Raw genomic sequence first — 19,418 nt, 5'->3', positions numbered from 1 at the left:
CCGACCTCGCTAGGCTGAGCGGCACCTCGACCGGAAGGACGCCATGCGCATCCTCGTCACCAGCTCCCGCAACACCTTCGCGCTGGATCTCATCCGCAAGCTCGGGAGCATCGGACACACCGTCTACGCCAGCGACACCTATGGCGGCGCGGTCGGCAGCCATTCGCGGTTCGCCGCCGGCCACCTGGTGACCTCCTCGCCGCGGTTCGCCACCGACGCCTTCATCGCCGAGGTGTCGGCCTTCGTCGCCGCGCACGAGATCGATGTCATCATCCCCACGTTCGAGGAGGTCTTCTACCTCGCCGCGCGCCAGGACGATCTGCCCGACGGTGTCCGGGTGCTCACCGGCACCTTCGGCGATCTCGCGCGCCTCCACGACAAGGCGAGCTTCCAGCGGCTCGCCGAGGAGGCGGGCGTCCCGATCCCCGAGACGGTGGTGGTCACCAGCGACGAGGAGCTCGTCGAGACCATCGCCCGCTTCCCCCGCTACTTCGCCCGGGCGGCGTTCTCACGCGGCGGCGTGGGTCTGCTGACCAACACCGGCCCCCTCGCCGGCAAGACGCCGGTGGACGAGTGTCATCCCACCCCCGAGCAGCCCTGGCTCGTGCAGCCCTTCGTCGACGGGCCGATGGTGTGCTCGTACAGCATCATCGTCGACGGCCGTGTGACAGCCCACACGACGTACGTGGCCGCGGAGCAGTGGGCGCACAGCACGGCGATCGCCTTTCTGGCCGTGGACAGCACCGACACCCTCGGATACGCCCAGCGCATCGTCGACTCCCTCGATCCGGGGTTCACCGGCCAGCTGTCGTTCGACTTCGTCGATCACAGCGACGGACTGCGCATCATCGAATGCAACCCGCGACCCACCAACGGCGTCATCCTGCTCGATGCCGCCGACGTCGACCGGGCCCTCGCCGGCGACGTCGACGAGCCCGTCGTCGCCCAGCCCGGCGCGGAGCGGGAGATCACGCTCGCGGTGGTCGCCGACTGCTTCGCCGAACCGCTGTCGCACCTGCCGACCTCGCTGCACGACCTGCTGCACGTGAAAGATGTCGGAAGCGGCTGGCACGACAGCCTGGCGATGATGTGGAGCCCCGCGACCATCGTCCACGGGGCGAAGATCCAGCACGGTGACCGCAAGGAGATCCTCGCCGCCCTGGGCGACGACATCGTGTGGAACGGCGAGCCGATCGACGGGATGAGCTCCGCCGACGCCGCCGCACTCGACGCGGTCCACGCCGGTCGGGTCTGACTCGCGCGTTCAGCGACCGAGGAGTCCCTCCGCGCGCGACATCGCCTGGAGCAGGGCCGGAAGGCGCGCACCCGCGCCGCGGCGTGGCAGCCGCTCGAGCACGCCGCTCTCATCGGGGAGGCGGTGCTGCATGCCCCGCACGAGCCGGCGGACGGCGTTCAGGAGGGCGACCGGGTGGGTGTCCAGCGCGCTGTGTCCGTTCTCGAGCGTGACGAGCACGGCGTCCCGGGCTCTCCGGGCGGTCCGCTCGGCGATCGCCGGCGGGGTGCGGAGGTCTCGTGTGCCGCTGAGGACGACCAGGGGCCAGGTGAAGGCGGGGATCTGCGCGGGGAGGTCGTAGGGTTCCCCCGCGAACGCGGGGAACCGCGGCGCCAGCGGCGCGTAGGTCGAGGCCGGGTCCAGCGGCAGGCCGTCGAGCGGCGCTCCGTAGGCGAGCTCGCGGAAGGCGATCACCCCGGCCAGGTCGAATTCGTACATCCCGGGGATGCGGGCGATGTCGTCGCCGCGGCCGGCGTACGCCTCGAGCGCCTTCCAGGTCAGCGGCGGCCCGCGCCGCATCCGCCGGCGCGCAAGTGCGGCGGCCAGCTCGGGCCCCGCCAGCTCGTACGCCGCGCGGACCACGTCGAGCACCGACCGCTCGTCCTCACCGCGGTCCACGAGCGTGCGCACATCTGCCGAGAGCTGATCGCCCGCATCCCAGAACAGTTCACGCACGCGCTGCCGCTCGAGCGCGATGTCGCCCGTGGACTGCAGGGGCGAGTCCAGCAGCATCCGTTCGACACGGTCGGGATGCCGCACGCCGAACCCCGACGCCAGATAACTGCCGTACGACGAGCCGACCACGACAGCGCGTTCGATGCCTTCATGGTCGAGGACCGCAGCGACGTCGTCGAGCACCGCCAGGATGCGCATCGCCGACGGCGGAAGGGCCGCTCCGGCGAGGTCGGTCCGCGAGAGGCCGACGCCACGGTGCTCGACCATGACGACGTCCAGCCCGCCGCCCGTGGCGATCCGGCGGACGCTGCGGTAGGGACGGACCGAGGCGAGGCCCGGGCCGCCCGGAAGGATGACGACCGGCGTCGCGCCCCGGGGCCCCGAGCGCACGTAGGTGAGGTCGAAGGCCGGCGCATCCGAGGTATCGGGGCGCCGCACCGTCTCGATGCGTTCGCCGTGCCGTGCCGCCATGGGGCTACTCTTTCGCATCCGGATGCCGCGGCGAAACGCCGAGGGCGCCGCACCGTCGGGAAGACCGGCGCGGCGCCGTAGGGTCGCCTCAGACCTCGGAGCCTCCGAGATCATGTCGACGCACGATTCGACGCAGGGCCAGGACCAGACCCGCCAGCAGCAGGGTCAGCCCGGCAGCGACTGCCGCCCACGGCCCCTCGGCGCCGGTCGCGCCCAGGACGCCTCTCGGACCTTCGCCGGCCGCGGGCTGGCCGGGAGCGCCGGCGCCGGGCACGCCGGGCTGGCCGGCGCCGGGGTCGGTTCCCGGGTCGGGGCCGGGGTCGGGGCCCGGATCCACACCCGGGACGGGGTCCGTGATCTCCGTCAGCACCTGAAGGCGGTCCACAGCCACCGCCTCCGCTTGATCGGTCGACACGCGGTAGCCCGAGACCGACGTCAGCTGCAGTCCGTCGTCAGGCGCACCTTCAGGCTGCTCATCGCTGCGCTCGAAGGCGTCGAAGGGCACCTCGACGTATCGCCAGCCGGCGACGTCGTCGGTGAACGAGGCACGGAAGCGCTCCGCGTCATCCGGTGCCTGGAAGACACGCAGGTAATCGACTTTCAGCTCCTGCGGGAAGGTCAGGTCGGCGCCCAGCGGTCCGCCGAAGTTGCCGCCGACGGCCATGTTCATCAGGAACGTGAATGCGTGCTCGTACACCCACTCCGACGGCGCGACGTCCTCGGGCGTGGCGGTGTGGAACAGGATCTCCTCCCCGTCCTCGAGCTGGACGTACCAGCGGATCTCCTCGGTCTCCCACTCCACCGCGAAGGTCAGCCAGCGATTGCTGAGGTCCTCGCCGAAGTCGTAGGTCTGACCGTAGGCGTTGCCGCCGGAGTAGCCCGGACCGTGGATCGTTCCGAAGATCTCGTCGGGAAGCTTCCCGACGTACTCCATCACGTCGATCTCACCCGTCTGCGGCCATCCGACGTCGCGGAAGTCGTTTCCGAGCGACCAGATCGCCGGCCAGATCCCCGGCTCACCGTCGGGCATCTGCGCCCGCGCCTCGATGCGACCGTGGAGCGCTTCGACCTTGCCCTCGGTGATGAGGCGAGCAGAAGTGTATTCGCACGGTCCGTACCAGCACTCGAGGCCCGAGGCCGCAGGGTCTTCCACGGCACGCGTGGTGATGACCATGTTGCCCTCGCCGTCGTGCGCAGCGTTCTCGGTCGAGTCGGTGTAGTACTGCAGCTCGTCGTTGCCCCAGCCCCAGCCTCCCGTCTCGTAGGTCCACCAGCGCTCGTCTGCGGGCGTCCCTGCCGGGGCATCGAACTCATCCGACCACGCCAGCTCCCAGCCCTCGGGCCCGACGCGCTCGGTGGTGCCGTCGTCGAGGCCCACCGTCACCGTTCGCCCGTCGCCGGCGCCCCGGTACCAGAACCCGAGACCCTCGCGGGCCGACCAGTCCTGCGACTGCTCGAGTTCGCGCGCGAACCCGCCCGCGCCCTCGATGTCGAGCACGTTCTCGAACGACGACTGGCCCTCATACGCGCCGTCGTCGCCCGCGGCGATCTCGCGCGTTGAGATTTCCGCTTCGCCGGTGGGACGCAGCAGACCCGCGCCCGACTCGAAGTCCTCGAGCATGCCGTCGGGGGCGACGTCGGTGTCGGTGATGCTCACCCGTCCGATCGCCGACATCCCGAGCTCGGCGCCGACAGGCTCGGACAGGCGGATGACGAACGTCTCGTCGACCTCGGCCTTGTCGTCGTCGATCGTCGCGACCTCGATCACGGCCGACTGCTCACCTGCCGGGATTGTGACCGTGCCGCTGGTCGGGACGAAATCGCGGTCCGCCGTCGCCGGCAGGTCCTCGGTCGAGGTGCGGTATTCGGCGACCTCGGTCGCGTACGAGACCGTCACGTCCTCCTCCGACACCCGCGACAGTCGCAGCTCCACCGCAGCGGTGTCACCCTCGGCCACGACGAAGGTCGATCGGGCGAAGTTCAGCTGCAGCGGACGGTTGGCATCCGATTGACCGACCAGGGTCAGGTCGTCGAGTCGGATGATGGGGGTCACGGGTGTGGAGGTCTGCTCGACGCCGATCCCGAACCCGTGCACCTCGGTCAGGGTGAGACCGTCATCGGGCGCCCCGTTGCCGATGTTCTTGCGGGCGAAGTCCTCGAACGGCAGCTCGATGAACCGCCACCCGGTGAAATCGTCGACGAACTGCACCGAGAACCGCTCCGCGTCATCCACCGTCGAACCGGGGTTGCGGTTGTCCAGCAGATCCACGAACATCGGCGCACCCGAGTTCGTGCCCTTCATCCAGAACCCCACACCCCGGTACGCCGACCAGTCCTGCGGCACCCACGAGGTCCCATCGGTGAAGTTGTCGATCACCACAGCCCACGACGACGTGTCCAAGCCCAGCTGCAGCACGTCATTGCCCTCAGCAGCACCCGGACGCGTCGCATCCGCCACCCGCTCGATCGAGGGCACATTCCCCGCACCCTGCGCCGCGAACCACCCCAACGGCGGCACCGCCGCCGGATCCCCCAACACCAACTCCGCCTCGAAATCCTCCACCGTCTGCTGGTACTCCACCAGTCCGATGTCGTCGAGTCGGATGACGGGGGTGACAGGTGTGGAGGTCTGCTCGACGCCGATCCCGAACCCGTGCACCTCGGTCAGGGTGAGACCGTCATCGGGCGCCCCGTTGCCGATGTTCTTGCGGGCGAAGTCCTCGAACGGCAGCTCGATGAACCGCCACCCGGTGAAATCGTCGACGAACTGCACCGAGAACCGCTCCGCGTCATCCACCGTCGAACCGGGGTTGCGGTTGTCCAGCAGATCCACGAACATCGGCGCACCCGAGTTCGTGCCCTTCATCCAGAACCCCACACCCCGGTACGCCGACCAGTCCTGCGGCACCCACGAGGTCCCATCGGTGAAGTTGTCGATCACCACAGCCCACGACGACGTGTCCAAGCCCAGCTGCAGCACGTCATTGCCCTCAGCAGCACCCGGACGCGTCGCATCCGCCACCCGCTCGATCGAGGGCACATTCCCCGCACCCTGCGCCGCGAACCACCCCAACGGCGGCACCGCCGCCGGATCCCCCAACACCAACTCCGCCTCGAAATCCTCCACGGTGTCGGTCAGGAGCGAGATCGGCGCCGCGGGCGCGGCGTCGTCGTCGCGGATGGTGATCGTCGCGGTCGAGACACCGAGATCGGCGCCCGCCGGGGTCGCGAGCGACACGGTCAGCGTGCGGTTGCCGTTGACCTCCTCGTCGGCAGTGGTACCCACCTCGACGTCGACGCCGGTCGTCCCCGCGGGGATCGTGATCGTCTCGGCGATCGCGGTGTAGTCGGTCCCCGCGATCGCGGTGCCGTCGGAGGTGACGACCTCGACGGTGACAGGACCCTCGGCCGCGCGGCTGAGCGAGACCGGAAGGGTCGCGGTCTCACCCTCGGTGACGCTCGTCGCGGTGCGGTCGAAGCCGACGGTCGCGGCGACCGGTCCGTCGGCGGAGAACAGCGAGATGGCGTCCATCTTCACGGTCGCAGCTCCCGCGTTCGCGGGGAACAGCAGACCGCGCACGAAGTCGAGGTCGAGCGTGCCGTCATTCGGTGCGCCGCCGTCCTGGTAGTCGGTGGCGAATCCGAATGCCGACCAGGGGAGCTTCACGAGGCTCCACCCGTTGCCGACGGGCACGACCGTGTCCCACCGGTCGGAGACGCCGGCGTCGGCGCTCGCAGCATCCATGATCTCCACCTGGATGCTGGATTGCGTACCGTCGCCGTGCATCCAGAACTGCACGCCGTCGTAGGCCGCCCAGTCCACGGCGGGCACATCGGCGGGGCGCTCGAACCCGATGCCGCCGAACGCGCCGGCGGCGGACACGTCGAATCCGTAGCTGAGCACGTGGGTGTTCGGCCCGGAATCTGGGTACGAGCCCGTGCCGGCGTCGGCAACGGTCTGCACCCCCGCTCCGGCCGATCCCCACTGGATGTGGTCGGAGGTTCCGGACTCGAAATCGCGGAAGGTCTCAAGGGACTCCGCCCCATGGGCGGCGGGTGAGACACCGGTGAGCAGCAGGGCCACGGCGGCGGCCGTCGCGCTCACGCGGACGAAGGGGGCATGGCGAGGCAACGTGACGTCCTTGTCGATCGGAAACGGCGGCGTTCAGCAGGACGAGCGCGCCGGATCGTGGGGGGAGGCGCTTTCTCGGCACGAGCACCGTAGGCAGAACGGCCGCGCCGCGTCAACCCGAGATCGACGTAAGCCTTCCGTAATCACCAGCCCCGCGCCCGGCGGCGCGGGGCGCCGTAGGCTCGAAACCGTGGCGAGGGCACATCGCGCAGGAACCCGGGACGGATGGCTCGCCGCGGCGGCCGGTGCCGTCGCGGCTCTTCTCGGAGCGGGCCTCGGCGAACTCTCGGCAGCGCTCATCGCGCCGTCATCCAGTCCCTTCGCCGCCATCGGCGGCGCCCTGATCGACGCCGCTCCGCCCTGGGCCAAAGACACCGCGATCGCGTGGTTCGGAACGGCCGACAAGATCGCGCTGCTGACCGGAATCGCTGTGGTCCTGCTCGCGGTCGCCGCTATCGCGGGTCTGCTCGAGCGCCGCCGCCCTCCGATGGGTGTGGTGATCGGCGTCGCTCTCGGGGTCATCGGCGCCGCCGTGGCGCTCACCCGCGCCGACGCCGGGCCGCTGTCCTGGCTCCCCTCTCTCATCGCCGGCGGCACGATGGCCGTGACGCTGCGGATGCTGGTGCGGATGCTGCCCGCGCAGCCGATCGACCGATCAGACGCGGCGACCCGGGACGCTCCGCTCGACCACTCCCCGCAGATGGACCGCCGGCGTTTCCTCGCCTGGACGGGAGGTGCGGCCGCGATCGGACTCGTCGCCGTCCTCGGTGCGACGCTGGTCAGCGGCGGCAGCCGTGCGGTGGCGGCGATTCGGTCGGCTCTGCGTCTGCCGACACCTGCGGTCGCGGCATCCCCCATCCCCGCCGGTGCCGAGCTGAACATCGCAGGGCTGGCCGACGTCATCACGCCGAACGCGTCGTTCTATCGCATCGACACCGCGCTGGTGGTGCCGCAGGTCGACCCCGCCGACTGGTCGCTGCGGATTCATGGAATGGTCGAGAACGAGGTCACCCTGACGTGGGACGAGCTCGTCGCCCTGCCGCTGGAGGAGGGGTACGCCACGATGTCGTGCGTGTCGAACGAGGTCGGCGGCACCCTCATCGGCAACGCACGGTGGCTCGGCTACCCGCTCCGGGAGCTCCTCGCGCGGGCTCGCCCGACGGCAGATGCCGACATGGTGCTCTCGCGCTCCATCGACGGCTTCACCGCCTCGACGCCGCTCGAGGCGCTCACCGACCCCGACCGATGGTCGATCCTCGCCGTCGGGATGAACGGCGAGCCCCTGCCCCTCGAACACGGGTTCCCCGTGCGGATGGTCGTGCCGGGGCTCTACGGCTACGTCTCGGCGACGAAGTGGGTCGTCGACCTCGAGGTCACCCGGTTCGATCGGGCGACTGCCTACTGGACCGACCGCGGGTGGTCGGAGCGCGGCCCGGTGAAGCTGCAGTCACGCATCGACGTGCCGCGTCCCGGCCAGGGATTGAGCGCGGGCGACACGGTCATCGCGGGCGTCGCCTGGCAGCCGCACGTCGGCGTCTCGCGCGTCGAGGTGCAGGTCGACGACGGGCCGTGGGAGGAGGCGACCCTCGCGACCGCCATCTCGGATGACACGTGGGTGCAGTGGAGCCTGCCGTGGCGTGCGACCGCGGGGCGTCATGTGCTGCGCTGCCGCGCCACGAACGCGCTCGGCGAGACGCAGACCTCCGAGGTCGCCGGCGTCGTACCCGACGGCGCGACGGGCTGGCACGAGTTCCCTGTCGACGTCTTCTGACGCGGCTCAGCCCGCGAGGACGAGCTTCAGCTGCTCGACGGCCCAGTCCAGCTCGGTCGCGCGGATGACCAGGGGCGGCGCGATGCGGAGCGTCTGCCCGTGCGTGTCCTTCGCCAGCACCCCGCGCGCGAGGAGCCGCTCGGCCACCTCGCGGCCGGTGCCCACGGCGGGGTCGATGTCGATCCCGGCCCACAGCCCCGCGATGCGCACCTCGGTGACACCGTGCCCGACGAGCTCGCCGAGCTTCGCCTCGAGGTGCTCGCCGAGGGCTGCGGCACGCTTCTGGAACTCACCGGTCTGGAGCATCTCGACCACGCGCGTGCCGACCGCGGCGGCCAGCGGATTGCCGCCGAAGGTCGACCCGTGCTCACCCGGGCGGATGACGCCCAAGACGTTCCGGTCGGCGACGACGGCCGACACCGGCACGATGCCGCCTCCGAGCGCCTTGCCGAGCAGGTAGACGTCGGGCACCACTTCTTCGCGGTCGCACGCGAAGGTCGTTCCCACACGTCCGAGCCCCGACTGGATCTCATCGGCGATGAACAGCACGCCGCGCCGGGTGCAGATCTCCCGCACCGCGCGGAGGTACCCCTCGGGCGGGATGATGACCCCCGCCTCGCCCTGGATCGGCTCGATGAGCACTGCCGCCGTGTTCTCGTCGATCGCGGCCTCGATCGCCGCGGCGTCGCCGTACGGGACGTGCACGAACCCGCCGCCGTACGGGCCGAAGTCATCGTGCGAGACCGGGTCGTCGCTGAAGCCGACGATCGTGGTGGTGCGCCCGTGGAAGTTCCCGTGCGCGACGACGATCGTCGCGGCATCCGGGGCGATGCCCTTCACGCGATAGCCCCACGCGCGCGCGACCTTGATGCCCGTCTCCACCGCTTCGGCGCCGGTGTTCATCGGCAGCACGAGGTCTTTCCCGCAGAGCTCGGCGAGCGCAGCGGCGAACGCGCCCAACCGGTCGCTGTGGTACGCGCGACTGGTGAGGGTCACACGGGCGAGCTGCTCCTGGGCGGCAGCGACGATGGCGGGGTGACCGTGGCCGAAGTTCAGTGCCGAGTACGCCGACAGCAGGTCGAGGTAACGCTTGCCCTCCACATCGGTGACCCACGCGCCCTCGGCGCGCGAGACCACCACGGGCAGCGGGTGGTAGTTGTGGGCGAGGTGCTGTTCCTCGGCGTCGATCACCCGCAGGGTCGCGGTGTCGGTCGGGAGTTCGGAGATGCTCACGATCCCTCCGTCCCGCGGCGGAGCTCGAGGGTGCAGCACTTGATCCCGCCACCGCCGAGGAGGAGCTCGGACAGGTCGATCATGATCGGGTTGTAGCCGCGCTCGCGCAGCTGCGCTTCGAAGCCGGTCGCCCGCGGGGAGATGATGACGTTGTAGCCGTCGCTGGCCGAGTTCAGCCCGAACACCGCGCCGTCGTCATCCGACACCCGGATCGCGTCGGGATAACGCTCGGCGAGGATCGCCTGGCCGCGCTCGTCGAACGCGTGCTCGAGGTAGGCGATGTTCGCCCGCTGGACCCCGCCCGGTCCCTCGACCGGGTCGAGAACCGCGATCGCGGTGTCGAGGTGGTAGAACCGCGGGTCGATGAGGTTCAGCGAGACGACCTCCTTGCCGAAGACCTCGCCCACCTCGCGGTGGCTGTCACCGGTCGAGCGGAAGCCGGTGCCGGCGAGGATGGTGTCGCCGACGAGCAGGAAGTCACCCTCACCCTCGTTCACCTCGCGGGGCACGACGACGTCGTACCCGTTGTCGCGGAACCACTCCATGAACGCCGGCCCCTCGGGCACCCGCTCGTCGAAGCGGAACTTCGCGCCGTAGGCGATGCCGTCGATGAGGAACCCGCCGTTGGCGGTGTAGACCATGTCGGGGAGGCCCTCGATGGGGTCGATCAGCTCCACCTCGTGGCCGAGCTCGAGGTAGGCGTCGTAGAGAGCCTGCCACTGCCGGACGGCCTTGGCGGTGTCGGTGGGGTTCGCCGGCTCCATCCACGGATTGATGGTGTAGCTCACGGTGAAGAACTCGGGCCGGCACATGAGATAGCGGCGGTGCTGGGCGATGCGCCCCGTGGAGCTCGCGGTGGCGGCGGTGGCCTCGACGGTCGGCGCGGTGTTCTGAGTGGACATCGGTCTCCTTGCGAAGGTGCGGCGGACGCTGTCCAGAGGCCCGGCGGGGCTTCGAAGCCGTCGACCCGGGCACGCCGGGACCATTGTGCCACGGCCCCCTTGCCGGCGCCTGGGACGCCGCGCTCAGTCGGCGACGACCACGACCTTGCCCACCGTGTGCCCGGCGTCGACATGGGCGATCGCTGCTCCGGCGTCGCTCAGGGGGTAGGTCCTTTCGATGACGGGACGGATGACGCCGGCCGCCGTCATCCTCAGCAGCTCAGCCGTCACCGGGGTCTTCGTCACGGCCGTGACCGAACGGAACCGCCGCGCGCGGCGGCTGAGGAAGAGCGAGCGGATGATCCGTGGGAACGGTCCCCAGAAGGGATGGCCGTCGCCCCCGACGAGGGCGACGGTACCGCCGTCGCGGAGACGGTCGCGGAGCGCCTCGAGCGGGAGTTCGCCGGCGATGTCGACGACGGCGTCGAAGGCTGCGGCGGGAAGGGAGGCGATGTCGTGGGTGCGGTAATCGAGGGCGCGCAGGGCCCCGAGATCTCGGAGGGTCTGCTCGGCCCGCGCACCGCAGGTCGCCCACACCTCCGCGCCGCGCGCGACGGCGAGCGCGGCGGTGAGGGTGCCGACTCCGCCCCCGGCTCCGACGAGCAGCACGGTCGACCCCGCCCCGACCCGACAGGTGTCGAGGATCGTCGTCGCGGTGTTGCCCGCGATCGGCAGCGTCGCGGCGACGACCGGGTCGAGGCCCGCCGGCAGCGCGGTGAGTCGCTCCGCCTTCACCGTGACGAACTCCGCCAGCGTCTCGTCGCCGGCCCCCACGACGAGATCGCCGACGGCGAGCCCCGTCACGTCGGCGCCGAGCGCGACGACCGTGCCCGCGACATCCATCCCCCGGCCCCGCGTGCGTGGGCGTCGCAGCCCGAAGAAGAGCCGGACCACGCGCGGCTCGCCGCGCATCAGGTGGATGTCACCGGAGTTCAGCGACGCGGCGGCGACCTTCAGCAGCACCTCCTTGCGACCGGGGGTGGGGACAGGGATCGTTTCGGCCTGCACGACGGCGGCCGGCCCGTAGGCGTGCTGGCGCCAAGCCGTCATGGTCTGCGGGATCGTGTGGGTGGTCATGTCAGTCCTCCGACGTGTCGGGGTAGTGGAAGAGGTCGTCGAGGCGCGCGTCGAAGACGCGGGCGAGCTGGAACGCGAGCTCGAGCGTCGGGGAGTACCGTCCCTGCTCGATGGCGATGAGGGTCTGGCGCGTGACGCCCACGCGGCGGGCGACCTCGGCCTGCGTCATCCCGGCGGCCTCGCGCACGGCGCGGATGGTGTTGGTGACCTTCGTGGGGCGGACCATCACGGCAGGCCCGTCCGGTAGGCGCCGAGCCTCGCCATGCCTCCGAGTGCCGCGGAGAGGAAGAACCCGAGGAATAGGGCGTTGCCGATCCAGAACCAGGGCGCTTCGACCATCGCGAGGACCAGCGCGATGATGCTGCCGATCGCGAGGAAGCTCTGGCCGATCCGCTCGCCGAACCGCTCGATCTCGCGATCGCGCTGGTCGGCGGTGTGCTCGAGCTCGGGATCGCGCATCCGTGCGACCATGCCCCACACGATGCTGAGGACGATCGACAGGACGATGGCGCCGACGATGGTCCCGATCATCGGCCACACCCAGGCGATCTCGCCGACCGGGGTGGTGAACAGCTGCGGCACGACGAGCGACAGGTAGACCACGAGGCCCACGACGCTCGCGATGAGCTGGGCCCAGATCGTCCGCTCCATGTACGCCATGGCGACCTCCGATGTCAAAGATTCTTGACACTCAGCGTAGGGCGGGACGCCGTGGGTGTCAAGAATCTTTTACATCCCGCGCTGCGGCGCGGCGGCGACCTGCACGACTCCTCAGAATCGGCGCCGCGCGCCCGGGCGACGGCGGTTTCTTGCCGGTTCGGCGCGGAATCTGAGGAGTTGCGCCGGCGGCCGCTGTCCTCAACTCCGGCAGAACCGACGTGGAGACCGTCGGTCAGCGTTTGCAGGCCACGCCGACGCCCGATCTGCAGGAGTTCGGGACAGTGCGAGCCTCGCTCAGGCGGAAGGAGCGGCCGCGAGGTCCTTCATCAGCAGCACGTCGGTCTCGGTGGCGGTGCGGCGCACGCCGCGCTCATCCACGTACTCGTACGTCGTCGTGCTCTCCTGTCCGGTCGGGCGAAACCCGAGCCGCTCGTAGAGGGCACGCGCCCGAGGGTTGTCGACACCGACGCCGACGCTCAGGCGCCCGGAAGGGGCGGCCAGCCGTTCGGCCTCCGCCATCAGCGCGGTTCCGATCCCCTCGCCACGAGCGCGCTCGTCGACGTTGAGGTTCTTCACCTCCCACGGATCGGTCCGCAGATCGAGCTGCGCTGAGCCGACCGGCATCCCGTCGACCCAGGCGACGATCAGGACGGACTCGTCACGCTGCTGCAGCTTCCACATCGCGCGGACGAAGCCCTGGCCCGCGGGTTCCTCCGCCTCGATCCTCTCGACGTCCGTCGCCTCGAGGCGACGGACCTCACGGGGCATCAGATGACCTCGGCCGACCAGGGGTCGGGGTTGCCGAAGCGGTGCGCGGTGATGGTCACCGACTGCTCGCGCAGGAACGGCAGCAGCTCGATCCTGCCCGCCGTCGTGACCTCGCCGGCGTACACCGCGACGTCGGGGTCGCCCGCGAGGGCGTCGGCGAGCGCCGCCTGCGCCGCGTTGACGGAGGCCGGCGGCCCGACCAGCCGCACGCGCGCCGGGCGCGCCTCGACCATGCGGGCCTCGAACTCCTCGTCGCTCTCGACGAACACCGACACCTGCTCCTCGCCGAGCACGCGGCGGACCCCCGCCGGCATGCCCACCGGTGCGCTGACGGTGACCTCCGACCCGGCGCGAAGCGCCGCGACGATCACGCGCAGGAGCGCCTGCCACGGGGCATCTCCGGTCGCCCGGACGGCGACGCCGACGGGGCGGTAGCGGAAGAGGTTTCGCTCCACACCGAGCTGCGACACGTCCTTGACCCGACCGAATTCGCGGTCCCACGAGATGGCGTCCGACAGCGCCCCGCGTCGCAGCCACTCGAAGGCCTGGTAGTCGAGCGTCGGCTGCGCCGCCTCGATCAGCGTCGTGATGCGCGAATCCAGCCCACGCAGGTGCAGGGTCGCCGAGGGCGGCGCCCCGGTGGAGGGCCGCCACGATCCGAGTCCGATGAGGTAATTCGGTCCCCCGGCCTTGGCGCCGGCCCCCACCGATGATCGCTTCCACCCGCCGAACGGCTGCCGCTGCACGATCGCGCCGGTGATGCCGCGATTGACGTAGAGGTTGCCGGCCTCGACGCGGTCGAGCCAGACCGCGAGGTCGTCGGGGCTCTGGGTGTACAGCCCTGCGGTCAGCCCGTAGTCGACGGCGTTCTGCAGCTCGATCGCCTCGGCGAGCGAACGGGCCTGCATGACGCCGAGCACGGGCCCGAAGAACTCCTCGCGATGGAACCGCGACCCGGGCCTGACGCCGGTGCGGATGCCCGGCCGCCACAGGCGCCCCTCGTACTCCCCGGACGCGTCGAGCGCGCGTGGCTCGACGAGCCACTTCTCCCCCTCGTCGAGGGTGGTGAGAGCCCAGTCGAGCTTGCCCCGCGGCGCCTCGATCACGGGGCCGACTTCGGCGAGCGGGTCGGTGGGCGGTGCGATGCGCAGCGATGTCGTGGCGTCGACCAGCTGCCGCAGGAATCGCTGCGAGCGGGCCACGGGCCCGACGAGGATCACCAGCGACGCTGCCGAGCACTTCTGGCCCGCGTGCCCGAAGGCGCTCTTGACCACATCGGATGCCGCGAGGTCGAGGTCTGCCGACGGCATGACGATCATCGCGTTCTTGCCGCTGGTCTCGGCCAGGAGCGGCAGATCGGGCCGCCAGGAGCGGAACAGGGCGGCGGTGTCCCACGAGCCGGTGAGGATGACGCGATCCACGCCCTCGTGCGAGATGAGGCGCTGTCCGAGCTCGCCCTCCTCGATGTCGACCAGGGAGAGCACATCGCGGGGCACCCCCGCCTCCCACAGCGCCTCGGCGACCACGGCGGCGCAGCGGCGCGCCTGCGGCGCGGGCTTGAAGACCACGCCCGACCCTGCGGCGAGTGCGGCGAGCACCCCGCCGGCGGGGATGGCGACGGGGAAGTTCCAGGGCGGCGCGACCACCGTGAGTCGCGCCGGTACGAAGACCGCACCGCTGACCCGGTCGAGTTCGCGAGCGGTGGCGGCGTAGTAGTGGGCGAAATCGATCGCTTCGCTCACCTCGACGTCGGCCTCGGCGAAGACCTTCCCGGTCTCCGACGCGGCGACCTCGATGAGTCCCGCGCGGCGCGCTTCCAGTGCCCGGCCGGCCGCGGCGAGCACCTCGGCGCGGTCAGCGGCTGCCCTCGCGCCCCAGGCCTCCGCCGCGGACCGCACCCGGTCGATGACGGCCTCGACCTCCGAGGCGTCCTCGAGCCGTGCCGCGGCGATCGTGCCGACGCCCGCCTGCGACCCCGAGACACGACCGAGGATCTCGCGCGCCCACCCTCGGTTGGCGGGAAGCGCGGGATCGGAGTCCGGCGCGTTCGCGAAACCGGGTGCGCCGAGCGCGGCGGGTCCCGACTCGCGTGCCGCGTAGACCGCGGTCTCGACGATCTCCTGGCCGCCGAAGAGGATCCCGCCGACCTCGGGCGCGATCGGAATGGTCTCTCCCGGGTCGACCGAGACCGAGCGGGCGATCCCGAGCACTTCGCGGGTCAGCCCGTCGTCGTCGGCTTCCGACGTCGGTCTCAGCAGGGCGCCTCGGGCGGCATCCGTCGCGCTGGTGTCGTCGTTTCCGGAACCGGTGCGGTCCTGGGTCCGGTTCGGACCCGTCGGCAGATCGGGGTCGCTCGCGCGCGCCACCGAGGCGAGGAATCGCTCGCGCTCACGCTCGAACAGGGCGGGGTCGTCGGCGAGGTCGAACGCCGCGGAGAGGAAATTCTCGCTCGAGGCGTTCTCTTCGAGTCGGCGGACGAGGTAGCTGATGGCGACGTCGAATTCGTCGGGGGCGACGACCGGCACGTAGAGCAGCACCGGGCCGACCTCGCGCGAGACCGCCTCGACCTGACCCTGCGCCATGCCCAGGAGCATCTCGAACTCGACCCGGTCGCGCACCCCGCGCTCGCCGGCGAGCAGCCACGCATAGGCGATGTCGAAGAGGTTGTGCCCGGCGACACCCACCCGCACGGCGGCGGCGTTCTCGGCGCGCAGCGCCTCGTCGAGGCAGCGCAGGTAGTTGGCGTCGCTGTCGAGCTTCGAGCCGTAGGTCGCCAGCTCCCAGCCGTGCATGACCGCGTCGACCCTCTCCATCGCGAGGTTCGCGCCCTTCACCAGGCGCACCTTGATGCCCGCGCCTCCCCCGCGCACGCGCGCCCGCGCCCACGCCGTGAGTTCCCGCAGAGCCGGAAGCGCATCGGGGAGGTAGGCCTGCAGCACGATCCCCGCGTCGAGATCGGCGAGACGCGGGTCTTCGAGGATGCGGGTGAAGACCGCGATGGTGAGGTCGAGGTCGCGGTACTCCTCCATGTCGAGGTTGATGAAGGTGCCATCCGACGCCGCCGACAGGTAGAGAGGCATGAGCCGGTCGACGACCTTGTCGACGACCTCGTCGAAGGCCCACATGGAGATGTGACTGGCGATCGCCGACACCTTCACCGAGACGTAGTCGACGTCGGGTCGGCGGATGAGGTCGTGAATCCCGTCGAGTCGGCGCAGTGCCTCGTCCTCGCCGAGGACGGCTTCACCGAGCAGGTTCAGATTCAGCCGCGCGCCGGACGCGCGCAGTTCGGCGATGGCGGGGCCGAGCTTCTTCGGCCGGGCGTCGACGATGAGGTGGCGCACCATCTCGCGGAGCGCCCGACGTGCCAGAGGCACCACCGGCGTCGGCAGCACCGGAGCGACCGCACCGCCGACCTGCACGGCGCCGCGCAGATACCAGGGCAGGAAGTCCGGCACCAGCGGCGCGACACGATGGAGCTGGGATGCCGCGGCGCCGAGGCTCTCCGGACGCATCACGCCGTCGACGAACCCGATCGTGAAGGGCAGACCGTTGGGGTCTTTCAGAACACCGGCGAGGCGGGCGGCGGAGGGGTCGACATCGACCTGGGCGCTCTCGGTGATCCACCGTTGCGCCAGTTGCACGGCGCTCTCGGCGAGATCGTCGCCGGATGCCGCCAGGTCGGTATCGCCCCGAAAGGGGTCGGTCACCATGGCATCCAGACTAGAACGCGATCACGCCCCGGTTGCGCCGGGATCGCGACGGTCTGTGCGCGTGTCGGTCCGGTCCGTCCTGTCACCCTCTCCGGTGTCGATGAGCGGGCCATCGTGCCGATCGTATCGACGGTCGGCGGCCGGCGCCGGCTCGTCTCCTGCATGGTCGGCGGGCGCCGTCCGCTCCCGGTCGCTCACCAGCGGATCGATCTCATCGGCCTTGGCCAGGCTCTCCTCGTATTCGGCTCGTCTCTCGGCAGCATCCGCCTCGTGCTCGGCGATGTCACCCTGTCGCCGGCGCGCTTCGACCTCCGCTCGGGCGGCATCGGCTTTCGCGCGCTCTGCGTCGGCGGTCGCAGCAGCGACATCGGCGCGTGCCCGCGCTGCCTCGGCCTCGCGTTCCTGAGCCGCGATCTCGGACTCGCGAGCCTTCTCGCGGATCTCCTCGGCTTTGCGATGCTGCGCCTCACGGTGCGCGGTGGAGCGCCGGCGAGCGACCAGCCCGATGACGATCCCCGCGATGACGAGAACGGCGACGACGGCGACGACGACCCAGATGAGAGTAGTGGTGTCCACGTTCCCACCGAACCGCGTGCAAGGGCTGCGGGGAAGGTGCTTGTGCACCGGGCGGCCCTGCGGTAGGAGGAATTATGCCTACCATGGACGCTGCGCGGATTGTGGCGTCGCTTCGGGCGGACTCTTCTCGCAAGGGAAGGCACAGGTGAACACCACCCCATTCACCCCGACGGACAGCGCGTGGGGTCCGGACGAGCATCAGCGGCTCCTCGAATGTTCGACCGAGCCGCTCGCCACCCCCGGTCGCATCCAGTCGTTCGGCACCCTGCTCGCGGTCGACGCGCAGACCGACACGGTCACGGTCGCCAGCGAGGATGCTGCCGACGTCCTCGGGCTCACGATCAACGAGATCGGCGACGACCGGCTCCGCGACGCCTACGCGCACGGCGTCGCGCTCGACCCGATCCGGGTGCGCTTCAACGACGCCGAGCACGACGCGATCGTGCACCGAGGCAGCGACCCCGTCATCATCGAGCTCGAGCCGACCGTCCCCGACCTGGAGTACGTGCGCACCGGCGTCGTCACCGCGATCCAGCGCCTCGCAGGGATCGTCGACGCCACCGAGCTGCGCCGGCGGGCCGCCGCCGAGATCAAGGCCATCACGGGCTTCGACCGGGTGATGTGCTATGACTTCTTCGACGACGGCCACGGCGAGATCGTCGCGGACGAGCGCGAACCCGATATGGAGTCGTACCTGGGTCTCCACTTCCCCGCATCCGACATCCCCCCGCAGGCGCGCGCCCTCTACTTGCAGAAGCGATCGCGGGCGATCGTCGACACCCACGACGACGGCAAGGCGCTGGTCACCCTCCTCCCCGAGCTCGGCCCCCTCGACCTGACCACCACCGAGCTGCGGGCCGTGTCGCCGCACCACCTGCAGTTCATGCGCAACATGGGCCAGGCAGCCACGGTCTCGTTCGCGCTCGTCGCCGATGACCGACTCGTCGGCATGTTCACATGCGCGCATCGCACTGTGCGGCGGGTGCCGGTGCTTCTCCGTCGTTCGCTCGAGGTGCTGGCGAGCCAGGTCACGATGCAGCTCACCGCGGCCCGCCAGATCGACGAGCTTCGTCGACAGCTCTCGGCCCGAGAGCGCCGGTCTGCGGTCGTCGCACCGCTCTACGGCGCACTCGACGTGCACGCGGCGCTTCTGGACGGGCCGAAGACCGTGCTCGACGCGGTGCCGGCCGACGGCGCCTACCTGCGCCTGGGCGGCGTGGCCCGCACGATCGGCGACGTGCCCGAACCCGAGCTGCTCGGCGCGGTCGTCGATGACCTCGGTACCGCACCCTTCAGCTCGGAGGCGCTGCCGATCGAGCGTCCCGAGCTCGCGGTCGAGATCCCCGGTGTCGCCGGGATCCTCAGCGTCTCGCTCGGAGAGCCCAACGACTGCCTCGTATTCGTGCGCGGCGAGGTGACGCGCGAGGTGAACTGGCTGGGAGATCAGACCGCCGGAAATCGCGACCACCCGCTGTCGCCGCGTCGGTCGTTCTCGGCGTGGAAGGAGAGCGTCACGGGGCGGAGCCTCCCGTGGGGCGACCTAGTGAAGGACGCCGAGGACCTGGCCCTCGACATCCGCGCGGCCATGGAACGACGAAACGAAGCGGAACTCGCCGAGCTGGCATTCCACGACCCGCTCACGGGTCTTCACAACCGCCGATTCCTCGACGACCGGCTCGAGGAGCTCCTGCGCGAGACCGAGCACGGCGTCGCCATGATCTTCGTCGATCTCGACGACTTCAAGGCCGTCAACGACACCCATGGGCACGAGGTCGGCGACGCGGTGCTCGTGGCCGTGAGCAAGCGCCTGACCCACAGCGCCCGATCCGAGGACGTCATCGTTCGTTTCGGTGGCGACGAGTTCATCCTCATCTGCCGTGAGGTGGACGAGGCCGACGCGCACACGATCGCCGAGCGCGCGCTCCTCGCCCTCGCTGAGCCAGTCGTGGTCGAGGATCTGTCGATCCGGATGACGGCGTCGGCGGGGGTTGTCGCCGCAGCCCAGCGGCCGACCTCGTCAGAGCTGCTGGAAGCCGCCGACGCGGCGATGTACCGCGCCAAGCGCGCCGGGCGCGGTCGCGTCTCGCGCTAGCCGGCGCATCGGCGC

The 19,418-nt window shown here is 70.7% G+C and carries 13 protein-coding genes; 3 read left to right on the top strand and 10 right to left on the bottom strand.

Features of this window, described 5'->3' with window-relative positions; translation table 11 throughout:
• Window positions 1-43: 43 nt before the first annotated feature.
• Window positions 44-1,255 carry an ATP-grasp domain-containing protein gene (locus DT073_RS04980; RefSeq protein WP_124292385.1) on the top strand — a complete coding sequence of 404 codons (1,212 nt, stop codon included), beginning with the start codon at window positions 44-46 and terminating at the stop codon, window positions 1,253-1,255.
• Window positions 1,256-1,264: 9 nt separating this feature from the next.
• On the opposite strand, the gene DT073_RS04975 is transcribed toward DT073_RS04980, so the two are convergent.
• Window positions 1,265-2,440: an alpha/beta hydrolase gene (locus DT073_RS04975; protein WP_124292384.1), complete on the bottom strand. Its 1,176-nt coding sequence runs from the start codon at window positions 2,438-2,440 to the stop codon at window positions 1,265-1,267.
• 88 nt (window positions 2,441-2,528) lie between these two features.
• Window positions 2,529-6,572 (bottom strand): carbohydrate binding domain-containing protein, encoded by a 4,044-nt coding sequence (locus DT073_RS04970; RefSeq protein WP_276310445.1) that lies wholly within the window; start codon window positions 6,570-6,572, stop codon window positions 2,529-2,531.
• A gap of 190 nt (window positions 6,573-6,762) precedes the next feature.
• Between DT073_RS04970 and DT073_RS04965 the strand changes: the two genes are divergently transcribed.
• Window positions 6,763-8,343: a molybdopterin-dependent oxidoreductase gene (locus DT073_RS04965; RefSeq protein ID WP_240638774.1), complete on the top strand. Its 1,581-nt coding sequence runs from the start codon at window positions 6,763-6,765 to the stop codon at window positions 8,341-8,343.
• A gap of 6 nt (window positions 8,344-8,349) precedes the next feature.
• On the opposite strand, the gene rocD is transcribed toward DT073_RS04965, so the two are convergent.
• The 8 genes from rocD to DT073_RS04925 form a co-directional block, all read right to left on the bottom strand.
• Window positions 8,350-9,576, bottom strand: coding sequence for an ornithine--oxo-acid transaminase (gene rocD / locus DT073_RS04960; protein WP_124292382.1), 1,227 nt, complete (start codon window positions 9,574-9,576; stop codon window positions 8,350-8,352).
• Window positions 9,573-10,478 (bottom strand): dimethylargininase, encoded by a 906-nt coding sequence (gene ddaH / locus DT073_RS04955; RefSeq protein ID WP_124292381.1) that lies wholly within the window; start codon window positions 10,476-10,478, stop codon window positions 9,573-9,575. Before ddaH ends, rocD begins: the two co-directional genes overlap by 4 nt.
• A 123-nt stretch (window positions 10,479-10,601) precedes the next feature.
• Window positions 10,602-11,594: an NAD(P)-dependent alcohol dehydrogenase gene (locus DT073_RS04950; protein ID WP_124292380.1), complete on the bottom strand. Its 993-nt coding sequence runs from the start codon at window positions 11,592-11,594 to the stop codon at window positions 10,602-10,604.
• A 1-nt stretch (window position 11,595) separates the two neighbouring features.
• Complete coding sequence (locus tag DT073_RS04945) at window positions 11,596-11,820, bottom strand: helix-turn-helix transcriptional regulator (protein ID WP_124292379.1); 225 nt, start codon at window positions 11,818-11,820, stop codon at window positions 11,596-11,598.
• Window positions 11,820-12,272 (bottom strand): hypothetical protein, encoded by a 453-nt coding sequence (locus DT073_RS04940; protein ID WP_240638773.1) that lies wholly within the window; start codon window positions 12,270-12,272, stop codon window positions 11,820-11,822. The genes DT073_RS04945 and DT073_RS04940 overlap by 1 nt, the downstream gene beginning before the upstream one ends.
• A 276-nt stretch (window positions 12,273-12,548) precedes the next feature.
• Entirely contained in the window at window positions 12,549-13,022 is a 474-nt protein-coding gene (locus tag DT073_RS04935) for a GNAT family N-acetyltransferase (RefSeq protein WP_205783029.1), read from the bottom strand.
• Window positions 13,022-16,735: a proline dehydrogenase family protein gene (locus DT073_RS04930; RefSeq protein WP_124292378.1), complete on the bottom strand. Its 3,714-nt coding sequence runs from the start codon at window positions 16,733-16,735 to the stop codon at window positions 13,022-13,024. Before DT073_RS04930 ends, DT073_RS04935 begins: the two co-directional genes overlap by 1 nt.
• Window positions 16,736-16,756: 21 nt before the next feature.
• Entirely contained in the window at window positions 16,757-17,311 is a 555-nt protein-coding gene (locus DT073_RS04925; RefSeq protein ID WP_124292377.1) for a hypothetical protein, read from the bottom strand.
• Between the two features lie 145 nt (window positions 17,312-17,456).
• Here DT073_RS04925 and DT073_RS04920 point away from each other — a divergent pair, with 145 nt between their 5' ends.
• A complete protein-coding gene (locus DT073_RS04920) occupies window positions 17,457-19,403 on the top strand; it encodes a bifunctional diguanylate cyclase/phosphodiesterase (RefSeq protein ID WP_240638772.1) in 1,947 nt (648 codons plus the stop codon).
• The last annotated feature ends 15 nt before the right edge of the window (window positions 19,404-19,418 follow it).

The organism is Microbacterium sp. ABRD28 (assembly GCF_003850245.1).
Lineage (GTDB): Bacteria > Actinomycetota > Actinomycetes > Actinomycetales > Microbacteriaceae > Microbacterium.
The sequence above is the reverse complement of the archived record's forward strand: the minus strand, read 5'-3'. Positions and strand labels throughout refer to the sequence as shown.

What these genes read in the sequence shown, in the direction of transcription:
- DT073_RS04945 (WP_124292379.1), bottom strand. Translation starts at nt 11,820, where the DNA reads ATGGTCCGCCCCACGAAGGTCACCAACACCATCCGCGCCGTGCGCGAG.
- ddaH (WP_124292381.1), bottom strand. Translation starts at nt 10,478, where the DNA reads ATGTCCACTCAGAACACCGCGCCGACCGTCGAGGCCACCGCCGCCACC.
- DT073_RS04980 (WP_124292385.1), top strand. Translation starts at nt 44, where the DNA reads ATGCGCATCCTCGTCACCAGCTCCCGCAACACCTTCGCGCTGGATCTC.
- DT073_RS04975 (WP_124292384.1), bottom strand. Translation starts at nt 2,440, where the DNA reads ATGGCGGCACGGCACGGCGAACGCATCGAGACGGTGCGGCGCCCCGAT.
- DT073_RS04950 (WP_124292380.1), bottom strand. Translation starts at nt 11,594, where the DNA reads ATGACCACCCACACGATCCCGCAGACCATGACGGCTTGGCGCCAGCAC.
- DT073_RS04935 (WP_205783029.1), bottom strand. Translation starts at nt 13,022, where the DNA reads ATGCCCCGTGAGGTCCGTCGCCTCGAGGCGACGGACGTCGAGAGGATC.
- DT073_RS04930 (WP_124292378.1), bottom strand. Translation starts at nt 16,735, where the DNA reads ATGGTGACCGACCCCTTTCGGGGCGATACCGACCTGGCGGCATCCGGC.